Genomic DNA, 19,006 nt, shown 5'->3' on the forward strand with positions numbered 1-19,006 from the left:
TCCGTCAGCCGTAGTCGCGCCGGTCGTCGATCACCTTGCCGTCATTGGGCAGGTCGTCCACCCGCGCCACCCTGCCGCGCAGCTTGAGAAGTTGCGCCACGCTGTCGGCCCATGCCGCTTCGTCACCGCCATCTGCCGCGATCTGGACCTCCATCGCGTCCATCTCGCCCTCGCGGGTGACGATCACGCGGGCGGCGCGGATCTCGTCATGGCGGGCGACCAGGTCGGCGACCTGTTCGGGGCGCACGAACATGCCCTTTATCTTGGCCGTCTGATCGGCGCGGCCCATCCAGCCCTTGATGCGCATGTTGGTGCGGCCGCAGGGCGATGTGCCCTCCATCACGGCGGACAGGTCGCCCGTGGCGAAGCGGATCAGCGGATAGTCGGAGTTCAGCGCGGTGACGACGACCTCCCCCACCTCGCCCGGGGGGACCGGGCCGCCGGTGCCCGGGCGGACGATCTCGACGATGACGCCTTCGTCGACGATCATCCCCTCCTGCGCGTCGGATTCGTAGGCGATGTTGCCCAGATCGGCGGTGGCGTAGCATTGCAGGCAGGCGATGCCGCGGTCCGCGTATTCCTGGCGCAGCGACGGGAACAGCGCGCCGCCCCCGACGGCGGCGCGGACGATGCCCAGCCGTTCGCCCATCTCGTCGGCCCGGTCGAGGATGACCTTCAGATAGTCCGGCGTGCCGGCATAGGCGGTCGTGCCGATATCGGCGGCGGCGCGGACCTGCAGGTCGGTCTGCCCGGTGCCTGCCGGCAGCACGACCGCCCCCACGGCGCGCGCCCCGCTCTCGAAGATCATGCCGGCGGGGGTCAGGTGATAGCCGAAGCAGTTCTGCACGATATCCGTGGTCCCGATACCGCAGGCATGCAGGAACCGCCCCATCCGCCACCAGTCATGGCTGATACCGCCCGGCTCGTAGATGGGGCCGGGGCTCTGGAAGATATGGGCCACGTTCGAGACGCGGATCCCCCCGAACGGGCGCTGCGCGGCCTGCCATTCGGCCAGCTGCGACTTGCGCAGGACGGGCAGGTTCGAGAGCTCCGACAGGTCGTCCAGCCGATCGCGTGCCAATGGCCCGTCGGGCGTCGCGCTGACCTGCGCCAGCTGCGCGTTCAGCGCCTTGAGCTGGGCCTCGGCGCGTTCGTCGGCCGATCGGGTCTCCAGGGCGTCGTAATGGCTCATTCCAGTCCCCAATGTCGCATGGCGCCGTCGAAGGACGGTCCGTGATGGCAGGGCACGCCCTCGGCTTGGATGGCGGCGATGGCGGCGGCGTCGTCGGCGCCCGTGCCGGGTGCGGGTTCGCGCAGGGCGACGCCGCGGATGCGCCCCGGATGGCGGCGCACCGCGTCGCGATAGACCTGTGCGTCCTTCTGGCCGCTGTCGCCGAGAAGCCAGGCATCCAGCCCCGGGTTGGCCGCCAGGATGACGTCGATGGCCGCGCCCTTGTGGGTGCCGTGACCCTGGCCCACGCCTTCGTCGGTGACGCCGAGATCACGCAGGAACATCGGGCCGCGCGGGATGTCGTGGCGGGCGAACAGCCCTTCGAGGAAGCGGTGCAGGTTCCATGGGCTGGACGAGACGTAGAAGACCGGGTTGCGGTCGCCGTCGACCAATCGCTGCATCAGGGCGCGGGCATCGGCATGGACCTGCCGCGTCAGCGCGGAACCTGTGAAGGTTGTCCACAGGTTCCGCGCCAGGCTGTGGGCCCCGGTCTCGATCATCGTGTCGTCGACGTCGGAGATGACGATCCAATCCGCGCGGTCGGTGGCCAGGCGGACGGGAAAGGCGAGTTCGGTGGCCGGGTCGTCCTCGATCCGGACGGGCACGCCGGCCCATGGCGTGCCGGCAGCGAAATCGGCGGCATCGACCGGGACCTCCAGCGTGACGTAACCTTCGGCATCGCTGACGGTGCGCGCGCCGCCGCCCGCCACCGCGACGCCCGCGACCTCGTCGGTCACGAAAAGCGACAGCATCTGCCGCAGGTTCACCCACTTCGATTGGCGCGGGTCGGGTTCGGCCTGCCGCAGATGGGTCAGGACGCGCCCGCGCAGGATCAGGCCGCCCGGCGTGGCATACCCGCAATAGGCTTCCAGCACCGGGTCGGCGTCGCGCCGGGCGCCGATACGCTCCAGCAAGGGTTCGACTGCGCGTGCGATGCGCAGCGCCAGGGTCCTGAACATGAGGGCCTCCGAAGACTGTCCGGGGGACAACGGGCGAGGCGGGACAGGGTTTCCGGTCATGCCGCGCGCACCGGGTAGCTGGCCAGGGCCTCATAGATGGGGCCGTCGGGGCGGAGCTGCGATGACCAAAGGACGGCGCCCGTTGCGCGGGCCACCCCCAGGTCCGGCGGGTTGAGCCGCCGGAGCGTGTCGGGCAGGCGGTCGGCATCGCCGGGCGCGGTGGAGGAGAACCGCACGAGGGTGACATGCGGCCGGAACCGCTCGCGCGGCAGGTCGATCCCCGCGGCGCGGCAGGCGGAACGCACGGCGTCACGCAGCGCGGTGAGCCCCGGATCGGTCGCAAGGTCGAGGACGACGGCGCGTGGCCGGCCGGAGCCGAGCGCGGCGTAGGTCAGGGGATGCAGATCGCCGGCCGGAAGCGCGCGCGCCTCGAGATCCTGATGCAGCGCCTCCAGCCGCGCCTCGGGCTGCTCGTCGAGGAAAGCCAGCGTCAGGTGCAGGTCGTCGGCATCTACCTTTCGTCCGCCGGCAATGCGCCCTTGCGCGCGGATCAGCGGGCCGATCCACGCCTCGGGCAAGGGGAGGCCGACAAAGGCCCTCATCACCTGCTGCCGGTCGCGCGGTGGCGCTCCCTGTGCAAGGATGGCGCATGTCCCTCGTCGTCCCGCCCGACCCTGATTGGTCCTGTTCCTACGCTCGCGAGGCTGCGCGGCTTGCCCAACACATACCAACCCTGCACCATATCGGCAGCACCGCCGTGCCTGGATTGTCGGCCAAGCCGACGATCGACATTCTGGGAGTCCTGCCGGATGCCATGGCCGTCGATGAGGCCGTCCCGGCACTGACGCGGCTGAGCTACGATGACCGGGGCGAGAGCGGTCTGCCCGGTCGCCGCTTCCTGCGCCTGATGGACGGGCCGCGCCGGCTGGTACACCTGCACCTCTGGCCCGAAGGCGCGCCTGCCATTCACCGTCATTTGGCCTTCCGCGACTGGCTGCGCGCCTTTCCCGACCGTGCAGCGGCCTATGGTGCGCACAAACTGGCCTTGGCGGCGCGGCCCGGACGGACCCGCGCGGATTACGTCGCCGACAAGGATGCCTTCGTGCGCGCAGCCGAGGCCGAGGCGCTGGATTGGGCGGCCACTCACGACAGCCACCGCTTGCGCCGACGATAGGAGCGCACGTCGCGGAACGACTTCCGGCCCTCGTCGGACATGCCGAGGTAGAATTCCTTCACGTCCGGGTTCTCGCGCAGCTCGGCCGCGGGGCCGTCCATGACCACGCGGCCGGATTCGAGGATGTAGCCGTAATGCGCGAAGCGCAGCGCGACGTTGGTGTTCTGCTCGGCCAGCAGGAAGGTCACGCCCTGTTCCTCGTTCAGGCGCTTCACGATGTCGAAGATCTGCTCCACCAGCTGCGGGGCCAGGCCCATCGACGGCTCATCCAGCAGGATCATCTCGGGCCGGGCCATCATCGCGCGGCCAATGGCGCACATCTGCTGCTCCCCGCCGGAGGTGTAGCCGGCCTGCGACTTCCGGCGCTCGCGCAGGCGGGGGAAATAGTCGTAGACCATCTCGAGGTCGTCGGCGGTGGCCTTCGATCCGTCGCGGCGGGTATAGGCGCCGGTCAGCAGGTTTTCCTCGATGGTCAGGTGCTCGAAGCAATGGCGGCCCTCCATGACCTGCACCACCCCGCGTTGCACCAGGTCGGCGGGCGACAGGTTCTGGATGCGCTCGCCCTGATAGACGATGGAGCCCTTGGTGACGTCGCCCCGCTCCGACCGCAGAAGGTTCGAGATCGCCTTGAGCGTCGTGGTCTTGCCGGCGCCATTGCCGCCCAGAAGCGCGGTGATCCCGCCCTTCGGGACCGATAGGCTGACGCCTTTCAGCACGAGGATGACGTGGTTGTAGATCACCTCGATATTGTTGACCTCGAGGAGGGCATCCTCGGCCTCCGGCTCGACGGTGGGGTCTGGCGTGGTCTGGTCCAGCATGCGTTTCTCCTCAGAATTCCTCGGCCAGGGCGCGCAGTTCGCCCGCATCCAGCCATGGGATCGGATCGGTGCGGCCGACCGTTCGGCCGTGTTCGAACAGGGCCGCCGTCAGGCAGGCGTCGAAGCCGCCCAGCGCGTCCGGGTCGGTGCCGGGGCAGATGTCGGGCGCCAGTTCGGCACGGATGCCGCGCAGGCGCCAGTCGCGCCGCGCCTCGGCGAAGGCGACGGCCTCCAGGATGGAATCGCGCAGCACCTCGTCCGCCAGGATCGAGACCGACCGCACGGCATAGGCCGGCAGCGTGTCCGCCACCGGCGGCTCGGGCGGCAGCAACGCGCCGTTGACGATCAGATAGGCCTCGACGTCGATCTCCACGTCGCGTTCGCGGCTGACATCGGCGCGGGCCTCTTCCAGCGCTTCCAGGAAGACATGCGCGCGCAGGCCGCCATCCGCATAGAGCGCGCCGTTGATGTGGCGCGGCGGCAGCAGCGCGGGAATCGCGGCCGAGGCCAGCATCGCCTCGCGCAGGCAGGGGCCGGCATCGGGCGCATCGGCGGCGGCGCCCAGGTTGAAGACCTCGCCGGTGCCGTCGTCGATATTGGTGGCCCCGATCAGCAGCTTTCGCCCGTCGGCATGGCCGCGCGCGATGGCGTTCAGCAGCCCCGGGCTGAGCGACGCATCGAGGAACCGCGCCAGCGGGGCGGGCGACGCGATGGAGGGCGCGCGCAGCAGCGTGAAGAGCGGGCGGCGCGTCAGCACGTCGTCGGCGCCGAGCCCGGCATATTGCTCCAGCAGCGGGTCGAACCGGGACCCGGCGAAGACGGCGGGCGCCATCATCGCGCCGGCGCTGACCCCGGTGACGAGATTGAAGTCGGGGCGCGGGGCGGCCGGATTGTCGGACCAGCCGGTCAGGAACCCGGCGCCGAAGGCCCCGTACTGACCGCCGGCCGACAGGGTGACCACCTGCAGGGTCACGCGTTCGCGGGGCGCGGCGCGCGCAACCTCGGCCCGGATGGCGTCCTCGATCACGACCTCGGTGCGTTCCATCATCGAAGGGCCGGGCGGCGCGTCGGGCTGGGTCGGTGTGGCGTCGCCCTGGGACGATTTCGTGGTCGCGGCACCGTCGCGTACCAGGGCCGGGCAGGACAGGTCCGCCGGTCGCGTCAGCCCGCAGCCGGCCAGCACCGCGGTCAGGGCCAACAGGGCTGCGATCCGGGGAATGGAGGGCTGGCGCATGGACGGATCCGGCGAAGGGGCGGGGGTGCCCGGCCGCAGACGGTGCGGCCGGGCGATCGGCTCAGCTTTCGGCGCAGGCCGGCGTAATGTTGTTCTCGGCGGCATAGGCGGCCGAGTCCTCCTCGACCAGCGGATCGATGACCGACCGGTCGGGCGCGATGAACCCCGTCAGCGGCTCGAAGCGCTGATCGGATGCGTTCCACCGCTGCACCAGGCCTTCGCCCGACCCGCCGTGGTTGTCGCAGGAGACGCTGAACTCGGGACCGATCTCGGGGGCGCCCAGTTCCTCCATGCGCGCGGCGGTCATTTCCAGCGCGGCCATACCGTCACGCATCTGCGCGGGCGTGATGTCGCTGGTTCCGTGGATCTCCTGCGCCTTGCGGATCGCCTCGGCGGCCAGCATCGCGGCGTACATCCCACGGGTATAGAGCACCTTGCCCACGTTCGATCCGTCGCCCGCGCCCTTGCCGGCGTCGATCACGGTCGACCGGATCTCGTCGAAGATCGGCGCGTCGGGGTTGATCGTGTTCATGTTGAGCGAGAGGTAGCCGTCCGCCGCGGCGCCCGCGGGCTCCACGTCATGCTCGGCGCCGGCCCACCAGTTGCCGATGAACTGTTCCATCGGATAGCGGATGTTCGCGGCCTCCTGGATGGCGACCTGGTTCATCACGCCCCAGCCCCACATCAGGACGTAGTCGGGCTGTTCGCGCCGGATCTGGAGCCACTGGGATTTCTGCTCCTGCCCCGGATGGTCGACGGCGATGGTCGTCAGCTCGAAGCCGTGCTTTTCGGACAGCGCCTCCAGCGTGCGGATCGGTTCCTTGCCGTAGGCGGAGTTGTGATAGACCAGCGCGATCTTCTTGCCGTCGAGCGAGCCGCCGTTCTCGTCCAGCAGGTGGTTCACCGCCACCGAGGCCGCATCCCAGTAGTTCGCGGGATAGTTGAAGACGTTGTTGAACACCTCGCCATTGCGGGCGGACGTCCGGCCATAGCCCATCGTGTGCAGCGGGATGCCGTCGGCCTGCGCCTTGGGGATCAGCTGATAGGTGATGCCCGTCGACAGCGGCTGATAGACCAGGGCACCTTCGCCCTTGGTCGACTCGTAGCATTCGACGCCCTTCTCGGTGTTGTAGCCGGTCTCGCATTCGATCACCCGGACCGGCTCGCCGCCGATGCCGCCGTCGCGCTCGTTCAGAAGCGTGAAGTAGTCCTGATACCCGTCCGAGAACGGGATGCCGCCTGCGGCATACGGACCGGTGCGATAGCTCAGATCCGGGATGACCAGATCGGCCATCGCGGGGGCCGCTGCCATGATGGCGGCGACGGTAAGGGTTCCTAGCGTCTTCATCGGTTCCATTCCTCCCTTGGTTGAACCGTGGGGCGGGGTTCGGCCCCGCCGTCTTCCGTGGCGCGCCCCGTCAATGCGGGAACGGCCACAATCTCAGCTTTTCCTTGGTCAGCCGCCAGAGTTGCGCCAGCCCGTGCGGTTCCACCACCAGGAAGAAGACGATCAGCGCGCCGACGATCACCAGGTTCAGATGCGCCACGATATCCGTGGGCCAGCCCAGCAGGTCGACGCCCAGCACCTTCAGCACGACCGGGAGCAGGACCAGGAACGCCGCTCCCGCGAAGCTGCCGAAGATGGAGCCCAGGCCGCCGATGATCACCATGAACAGCACCAGGAACGATTTCTGGATGCCGAACGCCTCGCCCACCTCGACCGCGCCCAGATAGACGGTGAAGAACAACGCCCCCGCGATGCCGATGAAGAAGGACGACACGCCGAAGGCCGACAGTTTCGCGCGCAGCGGGTTCACCCCGATGATCTCGGCCGCGATGTCCATGTCGCGGATCGCCATCCATTTGCGCCCCACCGTGCCCCGCGTCAGGTTGCGCGCGACCCAGGCCAGCGCCACCACGAAGATCAGGCAGAAGGTGTATTCCGCCCAGGGCTGCGTGTTGGGGCCGGTCACCAGGATGCCGAAGACCTCGCGCTCGGGCGCGTTGATCTGGCCCGAGGCGGAGTAGTTGTAGAACCACGGCACCTTGTTGAAGAGCCAGACGAGGAAGAACTGCGCCGCCAGCGTGGCCACCGCCAGGTAGAACCCCTTGATGCGAAGGCTGGGCAGTCCGAACAGCAGGCCCACCGCCGCCGTGACGAACCCCGACAGGATCGTGACGGTGAACATGTCCATCCATGGAAACGCCGTCATCAGCTTGTAGGAGGCATAGGCCCCCACCGCCATGAAACCTCCCGTGCCGAGCGAGACCTGGCCGCAATAGCCCGTCAGGATGTTCAGCCCCAGTGCGGCGATGGCATAGATCAGGAACGGCACCAGAAGCGCGCTCGCCCAGTAGTCGTTTACCACGAACGGCACCACGAAGGCGGCGGCGATCAGGATGACCCAATAGCCCCAGCGGTCGAACTTGATCGGAAAGGTCTGGTTGTCCTTGGCGTAGGAGGTCTTGAAGTCTCCGGCTTCACGGTAGAGCATTCAATTCACCTCCTTGGGCTTCTTGGAGAGACCGGCGGGCCAAGACCAACTCATTTCAGGGCTATTCCGTCTGGAATGGCTATGATCATCAAACCCGCTCAATGATCTTCTCCCCGAACAGCCCCTGTGGCCGGAACACCAGGAACACGAGCGCCAGCACGTAGGCGAACCAGTTCTCGGTCGCGCCGCCCAGGTACGGCGCGCCGATCAGGAACTCGAACAGCTTCTCGCCCACGCCGATGATGAGGCCGCCGACGATGGCGCCCGGGATCGAGGTGAAGCCGCCCAGCATCAGCACCGGCAGCGCCTTGAGCGCGATCAGCGAGAGCGAGAACTGCACCCCCGATTTCGCGCCCCACATGATGCCCGCCACCAAAGCCACGAACCCCGCGATGGACCAGACCAGCACCCAAATGAAGTTGAGCGAGATGCCCACGCTGAGCGCCGCCTGATGGTCGTCGGCCACCGCGCGCAGGGCGCGGCCCTGCTTGGTATATTGCGAGAAGGCGACCAGACCCGCGACCAGCAGCGCCGCGATGATCGTCGCCACGATGTCGAGGTTGTCGATGAAGAAGCCGTAGCCGAACGCCTCGAAGGTGGCGCTGTCGATATACTCGTTGATGCCCTGCGGCAGACCCACGTCGAGCGTCTTGATCTCGGACCCCCACATCAGGTCGGCCACCCCTTCGAGGAAGAAGGCCAGGCCGATGGTCGCCATGAACAGGATGATCGGTTCCTGGTTGACCAGGTGCTGGAACACGAACCTGTTCACCATCCAGGCGAAGGCGATCATCACGACGACCGTCAGAAGGATCGCCAGAAGGGCCGGAACCTCCCACCCGAAATGGTGGATGTCGGTCCCGAAGGTCGCGTTGATCAGATGCGCAAACGGCACCTGCCCGTTCTGAATGCCGACAAGCGTCATGGCCGCGAACAGCGCCATGACACCCTGCGCGTAGTTGAAGATGCCGGACGCCTTGAAGATCAGCACGAAGCCCAGCGCCACCAGCGCGTACATGACGCCGGCCATCAGACCGTTCAGCGCGACTTCCATTCCGAAGAGCAGTTGATCGGGCATGTCTCAGGCCTCCAGACCGGTTTCGCGGACGTCGTGGCGCGGGGCGCCGCCCGCATCGGGGATCGCGAAGGCCGACCACGCATCGGCCGATTCCGGCGCGCCGGCCGCCCCCATCTTCACCCCGGATACATTTTGGGGTCCGGGCCAACACCCCGTTCGGCGGGCCCTAGTCATGCGCGACCCCCAGATAGGCGTCGATGACGTCCTGGTTTGCGCGCACCTCGGCGGGCGTGCCGTCGCCGATCTTGCGGCCGTAATCCATCACGACCACCCGGTCCGAGATGTCCATGACCACACCCATATCATGCTCGATCAGGGCGATGGTGGTGCCGAACTCGTCATTCACGTCGAGGATGAAGCGCGACATGTCCTCCTTCTCCTCGACGTTCATGCCGGCCATCGGCTCGTCGAGGAGCAGAAGCGCCGGCTCGGCGGCCAGGGCGCGCGCCAGCTCCACCCGCTTCTTCAGGCCGTAGGGTAGGCGGCCCACGGGCGTCTTGCGGATCGCCTGGATCTCGAGGAAGTCGATGACACGCTCGGCCACCGCGCGGTTGGCGACCTCCTCCCGGCTGGCGCCGCCCCACCAGAGGCCCTGCGTCACGAGGTTCGAGGACATGTAACCCAGCCGCCCGCACATCACGTTGTCGAGCACGCTCATCCCCTCGAAGAGCGCGATGTTCTGGAACGTCCGCGCGATCCCCTGCTGGGCGACCTGATACGGCTTCAGCGGCGGGCGCTTCTCGCCCCGGAACCAGACCTCTCCCTCCTGCGGGACGTAGAAGCCCGAAATGACGTTGAGCATCGAAGACTTGCCCGCCCCGTTCGGCCCGATGATCGCGCGGATCTCGCCCTCCCGAATGTCGAAGGAGATGTCCTTGATCGCCTCCACGCCCCCGAAGCGCAGCGTGATGTTGCGCAGGTCGAGGACCGTGCCGCCGATGGTGCGGCCGTCGGGGGTGGTGATGGTGTCGGGGTCATCAAGCATCATGCGGCGCCCCACACAAAAGTCGTCAGATAGCCGACAAATGCGCCCACCAGCCCGCAGGGGACGAGAAGGATCAGTCGCATGCCAAATATCTGAAGGCCGATCGCCGCAGCGATGAAGTAGCCAGCGACGAGGCGAGGAACGAGGCCGTTTAGGACAATGAGGAAGATGATCGAGAGTACGACCCAACCGCTACCCATGAATAACCGCATGGTCGGTGATAAATCTCTCACTCCGCCGCCTCCAACGTCTTCGTCTTCACCGCCACCACCTCGGCATCCACCATCTTCACCGTCGCCTTGATCTTGCCCTTGCGGCCGTCCTCGTAGGTCACTTCCGTCTCGGTATAGACCTCGTCCGCGCCGCCATAGAGGCCGGCGATGAGGTCGGCGTATTTCTCCTCGATGATCCGGCGGCGGACCTTCTGGGTGCGCGTCAGCTCGTCGTCGTCGGCGTCGAGCTGCTTGTGCAGGACCAGAAAGCGGTGCACCTGGCAGCCGGCCAACATGTCGTCCTCGGCCACGGATCTGTTTACCGCCTCCACATTGCCCTTCATGATCTCGATCACGCGGGGATGCTGGGCCAGTTCCTGATAGCTCGCATAGGCGATGTTGTTGCGCTCGGCCCAGTTGCCCACCGCCGTCAGGTCGATGTTGAGGAAGGCCACGCAGCGGTCCTTGCCGTTGCCGAACACCACCGCCTCATAGACCTCGGGGAAGAACTTCAGCTTGTTCTCGACGAATTTTGGCGCGAACAGCGCGCCGGACGCCATCTTGCCCACATCCTTGGCGCGGTCGATGATCCGCAGGTGGCCGGTGCCTTCCTCGATGAAGCCCGCGTCGCCCGTGGCGACCCAGCCTTCCGCGTCCTTGGTCGACGCGGTGCTTTCGGGGTTCTGGTAGTATTCCACGAAGCTGCCGGGCGAGCGATAGAATACCTCGCCGTTCTCGGCGATGCGCAGCTCCACCCCGGGCGTGGGCGTGCCCACCGTGTCGGAGCGGACCTCGTTGTCCTTCTGCTGGGTGATGAAGACCGACGCCTCGGTCTGGCCGTAGAGCTGTTTCAGGTTGATCCCGATGGAGCGGTAGAAATCGAACAGTTCCGGCCCGATCGCCTCGCCCGCGGTATAGCCGACACGAACGCGACTCAGGCCCAGCGTGTTCTTGAGCGGGCCGAAGACGAGCAGCTCGTTCATCCGGTAACGCAGCTTGTCCCACAGGCCGACCGGCTCGCCGTCCAGCAGCTTCGGCCCGACCGTCTTGGCATGGGCCATGGCGCGGTCGAACAGCTTCTTCTTGAAGCGGCTCGCGTCCTCCATACGGATCATCACGTTGGTCAGCTGCGTCTCGAACACGCGCGGCGGCGCGAAGTAGTAGGTCGGCCCGATCTCGCGCAGGTCATGCATGACGGTGTCGGCGCTTTCGGGGCAGTTGACGCAGAAGCCCGTGACCATCGCCTGCCCGATGGAAAAGATGAAATCGCCGACCCAGGCCATCGGCAGGTAGGCCAGCACGTCGTCCGTCTGCCGCAGACGGTCGAATTCCGACGACGCCTTGGCGGTCGCGACGATGTTGTCGTGGCTCAATACGACGCCCTTGGGCTTGCCGGTCGTGCCCGAGGTGTAGAGCATGACGCAGGTCGTGGCCCCGGTCTGCTGGGCGCGACGGCGGTCCATCTCGGCGCGGTCGGCGGCGCGGCCGCGCTCGCGCAGGTCGGCCAGCGAGGACATCTCCGAATGGTCGTATTTGCGCAGGCCGCGACCGTCGAGATAGGCGATGTGGCGCAACCCCTCGATCCGGTCGCGAACCTCGATCACCTTGTCGACCTGTTCCTGGTCGCCGGCGATGACGAACTTGGCGCCGCAATGACCCAGCACATAGGCCAGCTCCTCGCCCACCGCGTCCTGGTAGAGCGGAACCGGGATGCCGCCGGCGCATTGGGCGGCCACCATCGCCATGTAAAGCTGGGGGCGGTTGCGACCGATGACGCCGACATGCTCGCCGATCTCCAGGCCCTGGGCGATCAGGCCGCGGGCCGTCTCCTCGATCTCGGCACGGGCCTGGCTCCAGCTCCACTCCTGCCAGATACCGAATTCCTTCTCGCGGTAGGCGGCGGCCGTGCCGTACCGTTCGGCGTTCCGGTCCAGGAATTCGGGAATCGTCCGCAAGGCGGTGTCGCTCATCATGTCCTCCCTAGGGCCAGCCCCTCCCCGGGCGGGCCGATCCTGGCGTGAAGCTGGCCTGCGATTCCTTCACGGATGTTTCCGACTTCCAACGAATTGTAACAGCCGGGACTGCCGGTCAGCGGCCGTAGATATGCAGTCCGTCGAAATCGGCCTTGCCCAGCGCCAATCCCGCCTGTCGCAGGCCGCCATGGGCCAGGGCCATGTGGAAGATCATGTTCGGCAAGCCGAACCGCGTCACGTAATCCGCAGGCTGCTGGACCAGATCGGCCTCGCCGGCGCGGTGGCTCACGGTACGGGTCAGGTCGGCGCCGCGGATACCGGCGATCCGGGTGGCGATGTCGGCGCCGAAGGCCCGAAGCGCCGGCACGCCGCCCTCCTCGGGTTCCTCGGGCATGGCAAGGCCGGCGGGCGGGCCCAGGGTGCGCGCGGCGAACCCCATGGCCACGGCGATCTGGAAGCCGGTGTCGAACATGTCGGGCGCGAGTCTCTGCGCCAGCATCCGGTCGGCATCTCCCGCCGCCGCCACCCTTTCGACGACCTGCCGCATCCGGTCCAGATAGTGTCGAATGGTGTCCGGTATCTCGTCTCCGATCGCCATCGCGCCCTCCTTCATATGGGCCGAGGCTAGGACGGGCACGCCACGGGCGCCACCGCTTGCCGTGCCTCCGCGTCGCGCCTACCGTCCGCCCTGGGGAGGGGCCATGAACGACAAGCGCGCGACCACCGGCCGTCTGACGCAGGCGGGGCTGAACCTGATCGGACAGGCCCTGTCGATCTATGATGCCGACCTGCGTCTGGCCGTGTCGAACCGCATGTACGCGACGATGTTCGACCTGCCCGAACACCTGACCCGGCCAGGTGCGACCTTCGCCGACACGATCCGGTTTCTGGTCCTGCGCGGCGAATACGGCCACGTGCCTGATGTGGAGAAGACCGTCGCCGAACGCGTGGCCCAGGCCCGCGCCTTCGAGCCGCATTACCTGGAGCGCACCCGACCCGACGGGCGCGTGCTGGCGGTCGAGGGCTCGCCCCTGCCCGAAGGGGGTTGGGTCACCGTCTATACCGACATCACGGCGACGCGGGCGCAGGAACGCCTGCTGCGGACCCGGTCGGAGGTTCTGTCCGATCAGCTTCTGACCCGGCACGAGGAACTGGCCCAGGCCAATCGGCAGCTCGCGGCCTCGAACTCCGCTCTGCAGGAGGCGCGCCGCGAGGCGACCGAGATGGCCGCCCGCATTCGCCTGACGACCGAGATGCTGCCGGCGCATATCGCCCGGTTGGATCGCAGCCGGCGCTATACCTTCTCCAATCGCCGTCTGGGCGCGGTCATGCCCGGTGCCAAGTCCGACATCGTCGGCCTGACCATGGAGGAGGCGCTGGGCCCCCAGACCTATGCCGGCATCGCGCCGCACCTGACCGCCGCGCTGGCCGGCGAGGCGCCGGTCTTCGAGATCACGCACGAGCCGTCCAGCCGGCGCATCCGCGTCAGCTTCACCCCCGAGATCGAGGCAGACGAGGTCATGGGGGTCTACGCCCTGTCCGTCGACATCACCGAGGAGGCCCAGGCCCGCGCCGCCGTCAGTCAGGCCGCGGGCCGACAGGTCGCCGCGCAACTGACCAGCGGGATGGCCCATGATTTCGCGAACCTGCTGACCGTGATCCTGGGCCTGAAGGACAAGCTGAGCCGCTTCGACCTGCCGCCCGCCGCGCGCGAGGCGGTGGACGCGATCGGCCTGGCGGCCACGCGCGGCGGCGTGCTGATCGACCAGATCGCCGGGCTGTCGGGGCCGCGGGACCTGGCGCCGCGGGCCACGGACCTCCGGGCCTTCATGTCCGAACTGGCCCTTCTGGGCGGCGCGTCGCTGCCGAAGGAGACGACGCTCGAATGGGACGTGCAGGGTCTGGAGGCGCCGGTCCTGCTGGACCCCGAGGCGCTGCGCGACGCGGTGCTGAACCTGATCCTGAATGCGCGCGACGCGATCGGCGCGGAAAGCGGCGTCATCACCGTCGAAGCCAAGCCCGTCCGCGACACATGGCTGGAGGTCACCGTGAGCGATGATGGGCCCGGTTTCTCTGCCGCGGCGCTGGAGAAAGGGATCGAACCCTTCTTCACCGAGAAGGGTGAGGACGGGACCGGGCTGGGTCTTTCGATGGTCTATGACGTGGTCAAGCTGGCCGGGGGGCGCACGCGCCTGTCCAACGCGCCGGACGGCGGGGCCCGGGTCACCATGCGCCTGCCGCTGCGCCGTCCGCCGCCGGGCCTTCCGCCGACGCTCGTCCTGCTGGTCGAGGACGCGCCGCATATCCGTGAGGCCGTGCGCGAGCGCCTCGTCGCGGGCGGCCATTCCGTCCTCGAGGCGGGTAGCGTGGCCGAGGCGCTCGAACTGCTGGATATCGAGGGGATCGGCCTGCTGCTGACCGACATCATGCTCAAGACCGACGAGACCGGCCTGGACCTCGCGCGCGAAGCGCGGGGCCGGGGCCTGCGCGCCGCCATGATGACGTCGCTGCCCCCCGACGCCCCGCTCTTCCGCGAGGCCGCGCGCGACTGGCCCGTCCTGCGCAAGCCGTTCTCGGTCGAGAAGCTGTCGGCGGCGCTGTCGTGACAGCGCGGGTGGCCATTCTCGACGACGACCCGAACATCCGGACGCTGCTGACCGAAGCCATCGCCGACGCAGGGATGGAGGTTCGCGCCTACGCCCGCGCCGATGCGTTCGAGGCGGCGCTGCGTCAGGCGATGCCCGATGTCGCGCTGGTCGATCTGGGCCTGCCGGACCGCGACGGGCTGGGCGTCGTGTCGCGCCTGGCGCTGGAGGGGGGCGCCGCGATCATCATCATCTCGGGGCGGGGGCAGGTGCAGGACCGGATCACCGGCCTGGAACTCGGTGCCGACGATTACGTAGTCAAACCGTTCGAGCCCGCCGAGATCGTCGCCCGCATTCGCGCGCGCCTGCGCAAGGCGGCCCCGCCGGCGCGGCGCCGGGCGAGGTTCGGTGCCTTTACCGCCGATTTCGACCGGTTCACCCTGTCGGGCCCCGAGGGCGAGACCCCGGTCAGCCAGGCCGAAGCGGAAGTCCTGCGCCTGTTCCTGGAGCGGCCCCGCCGCCTGCTGAGCCGCGCCGACATGCAGGAGGCGCTGGGCGGGACGGCGGGCGAGGGGTTCGACCGCGCCATCGACGTGCGCATCTCGCGCCTGCGGGCCAAGCTGGGCGAGGACCCGAAGGCCCCGGCTCTGATCCGCACGATCTACGGCGCCGGCTATATCTTTCTCGGGGACGTCCTGTGGGAGTGACCGCCGTCAGTGACGGTTGTGGATCCGCGCGTGGAGCGCCTTGACCCGGCGGCTGGCGGTCGTCTCGCAAAGCGGCGGCACGAAGGCATGGACGAGGGCCGCGCCGCCGGCCAGGAACAACGCGCCGGCGAAGCCCAGCGCGAAACGCATGTGCCCGAAATAGGTCTCGTCGACCGACGCGGGGTGGGTCTGGAAGCCGCGCAGGAACTGGGTGATCTGGGTCATTGGGAACCTCACGTCCGATTTGGACCAGAATGCCCGGATCGAAGGGGGATCATGTCCCATTCATACTGGCCTTTCAGCCATATTGTGGAATAACGTCCCAAGTATGACCGCTTCCATCGACGAAAAGGATCGTGCGATACTGCGACTGCTTCAGCAGGATTGCACGGTCAGTCTGGACGCCCTGTCGGATCGCGTCTCGCTGTCGCGGAACGCCTGCTGGCGCCGCATCCGCCGGCTGGAGGAGGCCGGGGTGATCCGGGAACGTGTCGCTCATCTGGACGCGGGCGGCCTGGGTCTGGGGCTTTCGGTGCTGGTGATGATCCGCGTCGGCACGCATGACCCCGGCTGGCTGGCGCGCTTCCAGGCCGTCGTCGCCGCGATGCCCGAGATACAGAGCGCGCACCGCATGACGGGTGAGCTGGATTACGTCCTTCGGGTCCGGGTGCGCGACGTCGCCGACTACGACCGGTTCTACAAGATCCTGATCGGTCGGATCCCGATGGCCGACATCTCCGCCAGCTTCGTGATGGAGGATATCAAGGACACGACCGCCCTGCCGATCTAGGCCGTCAGCCGGGCTGCCGCCGTGTCGAGGATCGTCAGGCACGTTGTCAGATCGTCCGTGTCGGTATCCTCGGCGAAGTCGTGGCTGATCCCGCCGATCGAGGGGGCGAACAGCATCCCCACCGGCATCAGCCGCGCCACGTTGGTCGCGTCATGCAACGCGCCCGACGGCATCTCGCGCCAACGGCCGGGGGCGTGCGCCTCGGCGGCGCGGCACAGCGCGGCGCGAATGTCGGGGGACATCGCGGCCGGAGGCAGGGCGGCGGTGTCCGAGACCTCCAAACCGAGCCCCTGATCGGTGGCCGTCCGGGACAGCGCGTCCCGGATCGCCCCCTCCATCCGGTCGAGCCGGGCCTGATCGGCGTCGCGCCACTGCACGGTGAACCGCGCCCGCCCCGGCACGGCCGAGGGCGCGTTGGGATGGAGTGTGATGTGACCGATCGTCCAAACCGTGTCGGGCGTGACGAGCGGGGCGAGCGCGTTGCCGATCGCGCGGTCGGCCGCGGCCAGTCCACGGAAAGCATCGGCCCGCTGCGCCATCGGCGTGGTGCCGGCGTGGTTCTGGCGGCCGGTCAGGGTCACCGTGATCTGGCGCAGGCCGACGATGGCGGTGACGATGCCCGCGACCTCGCCGGCCGCGTCCAGCACGGGACCCTGTTCGATGTGATGTTCCAGATAGGCGTCGAACGCCGCCGGATCGGGAAAGTCGTCGGTCGCGGGCAGGGCCAAGCGCGCCTCGCCGAAGCGGAGGCCCGACAGGTCCCGCAGATCGTCGGCCGCCGGAAGGGACAGCGCTCCGCTCCAGATCTCCGACCCGGTGGTCGCGCCGAAGCGGCCCTCCTCGTCCTGAAAGCTGACGACCGAGATGTCGGGGTTGCCGCGCGCGACTTCCAGCGCGGCGATCACGCCCAGCGCGCCGTCCAGCCATCCGCCCTCGGGCTGCGTGTCGGTGTGGCTGCCCATCAGCAGGCGGCCGCGCAGGCCCCAGACATTGCCGGCCGGATCGATCCGCGGGGTCAGGCCGGCTTCGGCGAAGCGCTCGGCCAGCCAGTGGCGCGCGCGGATGTCGTCGGCATCGAAGGCACGGCGGACGACGCCCGGCCCGCGCGCCCCGATCGCGCGAAGCGCATGCAGGTCCGACAGGAAGCGCCCGGCGTCGACGGCCATGGCTAGAACAGGATCACGTCGTCGATGATGCGGTTGATGCCCGTCGCGCCGTTCTCGACCAGGTCGATTGTCAACGCGTGCCCGCCGCCCAGGTCGAAGATGGCGGTCGTCCCCTGGACCTCGGCCGCCTGGCGCACGTCCAGCCGCGTGACCCCGTCCAGGCCCAGCGCGTCGCGGTTCAGCCGGATCGCCTCGCCATCGACCCAGTCGGTGATCAGGTCGTCGCCGCCAGAGAAGACGAACACATCCGCGCCCCCGCCACCGGTCAGCGTGTCGTTTCCGCCGTCGCCGTCCAGCCGGTCGTCACCCTTCTGGCCCATCAGCAGATCGTCGCCCGCGCCGCCGGAGAGGCGGTCCGAGCCCTTGCCGCCGCGCAGCTCGTCCCCGCTCGACCCGCCGCCCAGCGTGTCGTTGCCCGCGTCGCCATAGAGCATGTCGGCCCATGCGCCGCCGGAGAGTTCGTCGTGGCCCTTGCCGCCCCGGATCTCGTCATGGCCGCCCTCGCCCGACAGCCTGTCGCTGCCGTCATGGCCCAGGATCACGTCGTTCCCTTCTCCACCCCAGACGCGCTCGCGCCCGTCGCGGCCGGCGATCCAGTCGTGGCCGTCACCGCCGTTGATACGGTCGCTTCCGCCGCCGCCGTCGATGCGGTCGGACCCGGTGCCGCCGCCCAGCCGATCGGCTTGTGATCCGCCATAGAGCCGGTCGTCGCCGTCACCGCCATAGGTCGCGTCGCGCCCGTCGGACCCGAACAGCGTGTCGCGCCCATCCTCGCCGTGGACGATATCCGCGCCATCGCCGCCGATCAGCAGGTTGTCGTCCTCGCGCCCCCAGAGCGTGTCGTCCCCCGCCGCGCCGTTGATGCGCGAGGCGCCGGTGGGCGCGATCAGCGCGTCGTCGCCCGATCCGCCCAGCACCTCGACCCGGTCCTTCGACGACGACCAGCGGACGGTCCAGTCCTGATCCAGGACCGATCCGCCGTAGAGATGGTTCAGCGCGGCCACGTCCAGCGGCTGCAACCCGCCCGGGACCGGCGCGTGGTACCAGTTGTACGTCATGACCGTGCTGTCGTGGTTGTCCAGGTGATAGCTCAGGAAATACGGGCCCTCGAACGTGTGCTGCAGGCCCATGGAGTGGCCCAGCTCGTGCAGCAGGATGACGAACCCTTCGCCGCCCTTCCGCCATTCGGAGACGTCGGGCACGTTCATAACCAGGTCGCCGTGATAGGTCGTGTCACCTTCGACATAGGGATAGTTGGCATAGCCCGCGATGTCGTCCAGCCCCGGCTCGGTGCCCAGCTCGGCGACGTTGTAGGCGTCGATCATCGCGTCGCCCTCGACCTCCACGAAGCGGACGCCGGTTTCACGCTCGAACTCGGCGGCGGCCTCGCGGAACTGTTCCCGCTCGATCGCGGAAAACCCGCTGACGAAGCTTCCATTGTAGAACGTCATCCAGAGCGGCGGCAGCTCGTTGCCCTGCGGGAATCGGTAGGTGACGATCACCGGGGTCTGGAGGGGCTGGTTCGCGTTCCAACGGAACGCCGGGTCCTCGTTCATCGCGAGGATCGAGTCGAAACTGTTCACGACGGGCATGTCGATC

Annotated in this window: 19 protein-coding genes; 4 read left to right on the forward strand and 15 right to left on the reverse strand. The window is 68.3% G+C overall.

Annotation, left to right across the window (positions count from 1 at the left end):
- Positions 1–4 precede the first annotated feature (4 nt).
- The 3 genes from MWU52_RS15215 to thpR are packed head-to-tail and all read right to left on the reverse strand — an operon-like array spanning position 5 to position 2,792.
- Positions 5–1,192 carry an AMP-binding protein gene (locus MWU52_RS15215; RefSeq protein WP_246953745.1) on the reverse strand — a complete coding sequence of 396 codons (1,188 nt, stop codon included), beginning with the start codon at positions 1,190–1,192 and terminating at the stop codon, positions 5–7.
- Positions 1,189–2,190 carry a phosphatase domain-containing protein gene (locus MWU52_RS15220; RefSeq protein WP_246953747.1) on the reverse strand — a complete coding sequence of 334 codons (1,002 nt, stop codon included), beginning with the start codon at positions 2,188–2,190 and terminating at the stop codon, positions 1,189–1,191. Before MWU52_RS15220 ends, MWU52_RS15215 begins: the two co-directional genes overlap by 4 nt.
- Positions 2,191–2,246: 56 nt before the next feature.
- Positions 2,247–2,792, reverse strand: coding sequence for an RNA 2',3'-cyclic phosphodiesterase (gene thpR, locus MWU52_RS15225; protein ID WP_246954620.1), 546 nt, complete (start codon positions 2,790–2,792; stop codon positions 2,247–2,249).
- A gap of 47 nt (positions 2,793–2,839) precedes the next feature.
- On the opposite strand from thpR, the gene MWU52_RS15230 reads away from it, so the two are divergent.
- Complete coding sequence (locus MWU52_RS15230) at positions 2,840–3,364, forward strand: GrpB family protein (protein WP_246953749.1); 525 nt, start codon at positions 2,840–2,842, stop codon at positions 3,362–3,364.
- On the opposite strand, the gene MWU52_RS15235 is transcribed toward MWU52_RS15230, so the two are convergent.
- From MWU52_RS15235 to MWU52_RS15275, 9 genes are all read right to left on the reverse strand, one after another.
- Entirely contained in the window at positions 3,334–4,182 is an 849-nt protein-coding gene (locus MWU52_RS15235; RefSeq protein WP_246953751.1) for an ABC transporter ATP-binding protein, read from the reverse strand. The genes MWU52_RS15230 and MWU52_RS15235 overlap by 31 nt on opposite strands.
- A gap of 10 nt (positions 4,183–4,192) precedes the next feature.
- Positions 4,193–5,416, reverse strand: coding sequence for a patatin-like phospholipase family protein (locus MWU52_RS15240; protein ID WP_246953753.1), 1,224 nt, complete (start codon positions 5,414–5,416; stop codon positions 4,193–4,195).
- Between the two features lie 61 nt (positions 5,417–5,477).
- On the reverse strand, positions 5,478–6,773 hold the full coding sequence (locus MWU52_RS15245) for an ABC transporter substrate-binding protein (protein ID WP_246953755.1): 1,296 nt from the start codon (positions 6,771–6,773) through the stop codon (positions 5,478–5,480).
- A 61-nt stretch (positions 6,774–6,834) separates the two neighbouring features.
- The gene (locus MWU52_RS15250; protein ID WP_246953757.1) at positions 6,835–7,911 is read right to left on the reverse strand and encodes a branched-chain amino acid ABC transporter permease; all 1,077 of its coding nucleotides are present in this window, start codon (positions 7,909–7,911) and stop codon (positions 6,835–6,837) included.
- A gap of 88 nt (positions 7,912–7,999) precedes the next feature.
- Positions 8,000–8,989 carry a branched-chain amino acid ABC transporter permease gene (locus MWU52_RS15255; protein ID WP_246953759.1) on the reverse strand — a complete coding sequence of 330 codons (990 nt, stop codon included), beginning with the start codon at positions 8,987–8,989 and terminating at the stop codon, positions 8,000–8,002.
- A gap of 166 nt (positions 8,990–9,155) precedes the next feature.
- Entirely contained in the window at positions 9,156–9,974 is an 819-nt protein-coding gene (locus MWU52_RS15260) for an ABC transporter ATP-binding protein (protein ID WP_246954622.1), read from the reverse strand.
- Positions 9,974–10,186, reverse strand: a complete 213-nt coding sequence (locus MWU52_RS15265; protein WP_246953761.1) for a hypothetical protein — start codon at positions 10,184–10,186, stop codon at positions 9,974–9,976. The genes MWU52_RS15260 and MWU52_RS15265 overlap by 1 nt, the downstream gene beginning before the upstream one ends.
- Before the next feature lie 17 nt (positions 10,187–10,203).
- Positions 10,204–12,156, reverse strand: a complete 1,953-nt coding sequence (locus tag MWU52_RS15270) for an AMP-binding protein (protein ID WP_246953763.1) — start codon at positions 12,154–12,156, stop codon at positions 10,204–10,206.
- A 118-nt stretch (positions 12,157–12,274) separates the two neighbouring features.
- A complete protein-coding gene (locus MWU52_RS15275; RefSeq protein WP_246953765.1) occupies positions 12,275–12,757 on the reverse strand; it encodes a DUF1993 family protein in 483 nt (160 codons plus the stop codon).
- 103 nt (positions 12,758–12,860) lie between these two features.
- Here MWU52_RS15275 and MWU52_RS15280 point away from each other — a divergent pair, with 103 nt between their 5' ends.
- Both MWU52_RS15280 and MWU52_RS15285 read left to right on the forward strand, forming a co-directional pair.
- Positions 12,861–14,765 (forward strand): PAS-domain containing protein, encoded by a 1,905-nt coding sequence (locus MWU52_RS15280; protein WP_246953767.1) that lies wholly within the window; start codon positions 12,861–12,863, stop codon positions 14,763–14,765.
- Positions 14,762–15,451, forward strand: coding sequence for a response regulator transcription factor (locus MWU52_RS15285; RefSeq protein ID WP_246953769.1), 690 nt, complete (start codon positions 14,762–14,764; stop codon positions 15,449–15,451). The genes MWU52_RS15280 and MWU52_RS15285 overlap by 4 nt, the downstream gene beginning before the upstream one ends.
- Before the next feature lie 6 nt (positions 15,452–15,457).
- Here the strand turns inward: MWU52_RS15285 and MWU52_RS15290 are convergent, their stop codons facing one another.
- Positions 15,458–15,676, reverse strand: a complete 219-nt coding sequence (locus tag MWU52_RS15290) for a DUF6356 family protein (protein ID WP_246953771.1) — start codon at positions 15,674–15,676, stop codon at positions 15,458–15,460.
- A 103-nt stretch (positions 15,677–15,779) separates the two neighbouring features.
- On the opposite strand from MWU52_RS15290, the gene MWU52_RS15295 reads away from it, so the two are divergent.
- Positions 15,780–16,241 carry an Lrp/AsnC family transcriptional regulator gene (locus tag MWU52_RS15295; protein ID WP_246953773.1) on the forward strand — a complete coding sequence of 154 codons (462 nt, stop codon included), beginning with the start codon at positions 15,780–15,782 and terminating at the stop codon, positions 16,239–16,241.
- On the opposite strand, the gene MWU52_RS15300 is transcribed toward MWU52_RS15295, so the two are convergent.
- Together MWU52_RS15300 and MWU52_RS15305 are read right to left on the reverse strand one after the other, a co-directional pair.
- The gene (locus tag MWU52_RS15300) at positions 16,238–17,407 is read right to left on the reverse strand and encodes a hydantoinase/carbamoylase family amidase (RefSeq protein WP_246953775.1); all 1,170 of its coding nucleotides are present in this window, start codon (positions 17,405–17,407) and stop codon (positions 16,238–16,240) included. The two genes, MWU52_RS15295 and MWU52_RS15300, sit on opposite strands and share 4 nt — an antisense overlap.
- A gap of 2 nt (positions 17,408–17,409) precedes the next feature.
- Positions 17,410–18,999 (reverse strand): hypothetical protein, encoded by a 1,590-nt coding sequence (locus MWU52_RS15305; RefSeq protein WP_246953777.1) that lies wholly within the window; start codon positions 18,997–18,999, stop codon positions 17,410–17,412.
- Positions 19,000–19,006: the final 7 nt, after the last annotated feature.

Source organism: Jannaschia sp. S6380, assembly GCF_023015695.1.
Lineage (GTDB): Bacteria > Pseudomonadota > Alphaproteobacteria > Rhodobacterales > Rhodobacteraceae > Jannaschia.

Excerpts from the sequence above, each read along its gene's own strand:
- MWU52_RS15255 (WP_246953759.1), bottom strand. The coding sequence starts at position 8,989 with ATGCCCGATCAACTGCTCTTCGGAATGGAAGTCGCGCTGAACGGTCTG.
- MWU52_RS15265 (WP_246953761.1), bottom strand. The coding sequence starts at position 10,186 with ATGCGGTTATTCATGGGTAGCGGTTGGGTCGTACTCTCGATCATCTTC.
- MWU52_RS15245 (WP_246953755.1), bottom strand. The coding sequence starts at position 6,773 with ATGGAACCGATGAAGACGCTAGGAACCCTTACCGTCGCCGCCATCATG.
- MWU52_RS15290 (WP_246953771.1), bottom strand. The coding sequence starts at position 15,676 with ATGACCCAGATCACCCAGTTCCTGCGCGGCTTCCAGACCCACCCCGCG.
- MWU52_RS15250 (WP_246953757.1), bottom strand. The coding sequence starts at position 7,911 with ATGCTCTACCGTGAAGCCGGAGACTTCAAGACCTCCTACGCCAAGGAC.
- MWU52_RS15215 (WP_246953745.1), bottom strand. The coding sequence starts at position 1,192 with ATGAGCCATTACGACGCCCTGGAGACCCGATCGGCCGACGAACGCGCC.
- MWU52_RS15220 (WP_246953747.1), bottom strand. The coding sequence starts at position 2,190 with ATGTTCAGGACCCTGGCGCTGCGCATCGCACGCGCAGTCGAACCCTTG.
- MWU52_RS15260 (WP_246954622.1), bottom strand. The coding sequence starts at position 9,974 with ATGCTTGATGACCCCGACACCATCACCACCCCCGACGGCCGCACCATC.
- MWU52_RS15295 (WP_246953773.1), top strand. The coding sequence starts at position 15,780 with ATGACCGCTTCCATCGACGAAAAGGATCGTGCGATACTGCGACTGCTT.
- MWU52_RS15240 (WP_246953753.1), bottom strand. The coding sequence starts at position 5,416 with ATGCGCCAGCCCTCCATTCCCCGGATCGCAGCCCTGTTGGCCCTGACC.
- MWU52_RS15235 (WP_246953751.1), bottom strand. The coding sequence starts at position 4,182 with ATGCTGGACCAGACCACGCCAGACCCCACCGTCGAGCCGGAGGCCGAG.
- MWU52_RS15300 (WP_246953775.1), bottom strand. The coding sequence starts at position 17,407 with ATGGCCGTCGACGCCGGGCGCTTCCTGTCGGACCTGCATGCGCTTCGC.
- thpR (WP_246954620.1), bottom strand. The coding sequence starts at position 2,792 with ATGAGGGCCTTTGTCGGCCTCCCCTTGCCCGAGGCGTGGATCGGCCCG.
- MWU52_RS15230 (WP_246953749.1), top strand. The coding sequence starts at position 2,840 with ATGTCCCTCGTCGTCCCGCCCGACCCTGATTGGTCCTGTTCCTACGCT.
- MWU52_RS15280 (WP_246953767.1), top strand. The coding sequence starts at position 12,861 with ATGAACGACAAGCGCGCGACCACCGGCCGTCTGACGCAGGCGGGGCTG.
- MWU52_RS15270 (WP_246953763.1), bottom strand. The coding sequence starts at position 12,156 with ATGAGCGACACCGCCTTGCGGACGATTCCCGAATTCCTGGACCGGAAC.
- MWU52_RS15305 (WP_246953777.1), bottom strand. The coding sequence starts at position 18,999 with ATGCCCGTCGTGAACAGTTTCGACTCGATCCTCGCGATGAACGAGGAC.
- MWU52_RS15275 (WP_246953765.1), bottom strand. The coding sequence starts at position 12,757 with ATGGCGATCGGAGACGAGATACCGGACACCATTCGACACTATCTGGAC.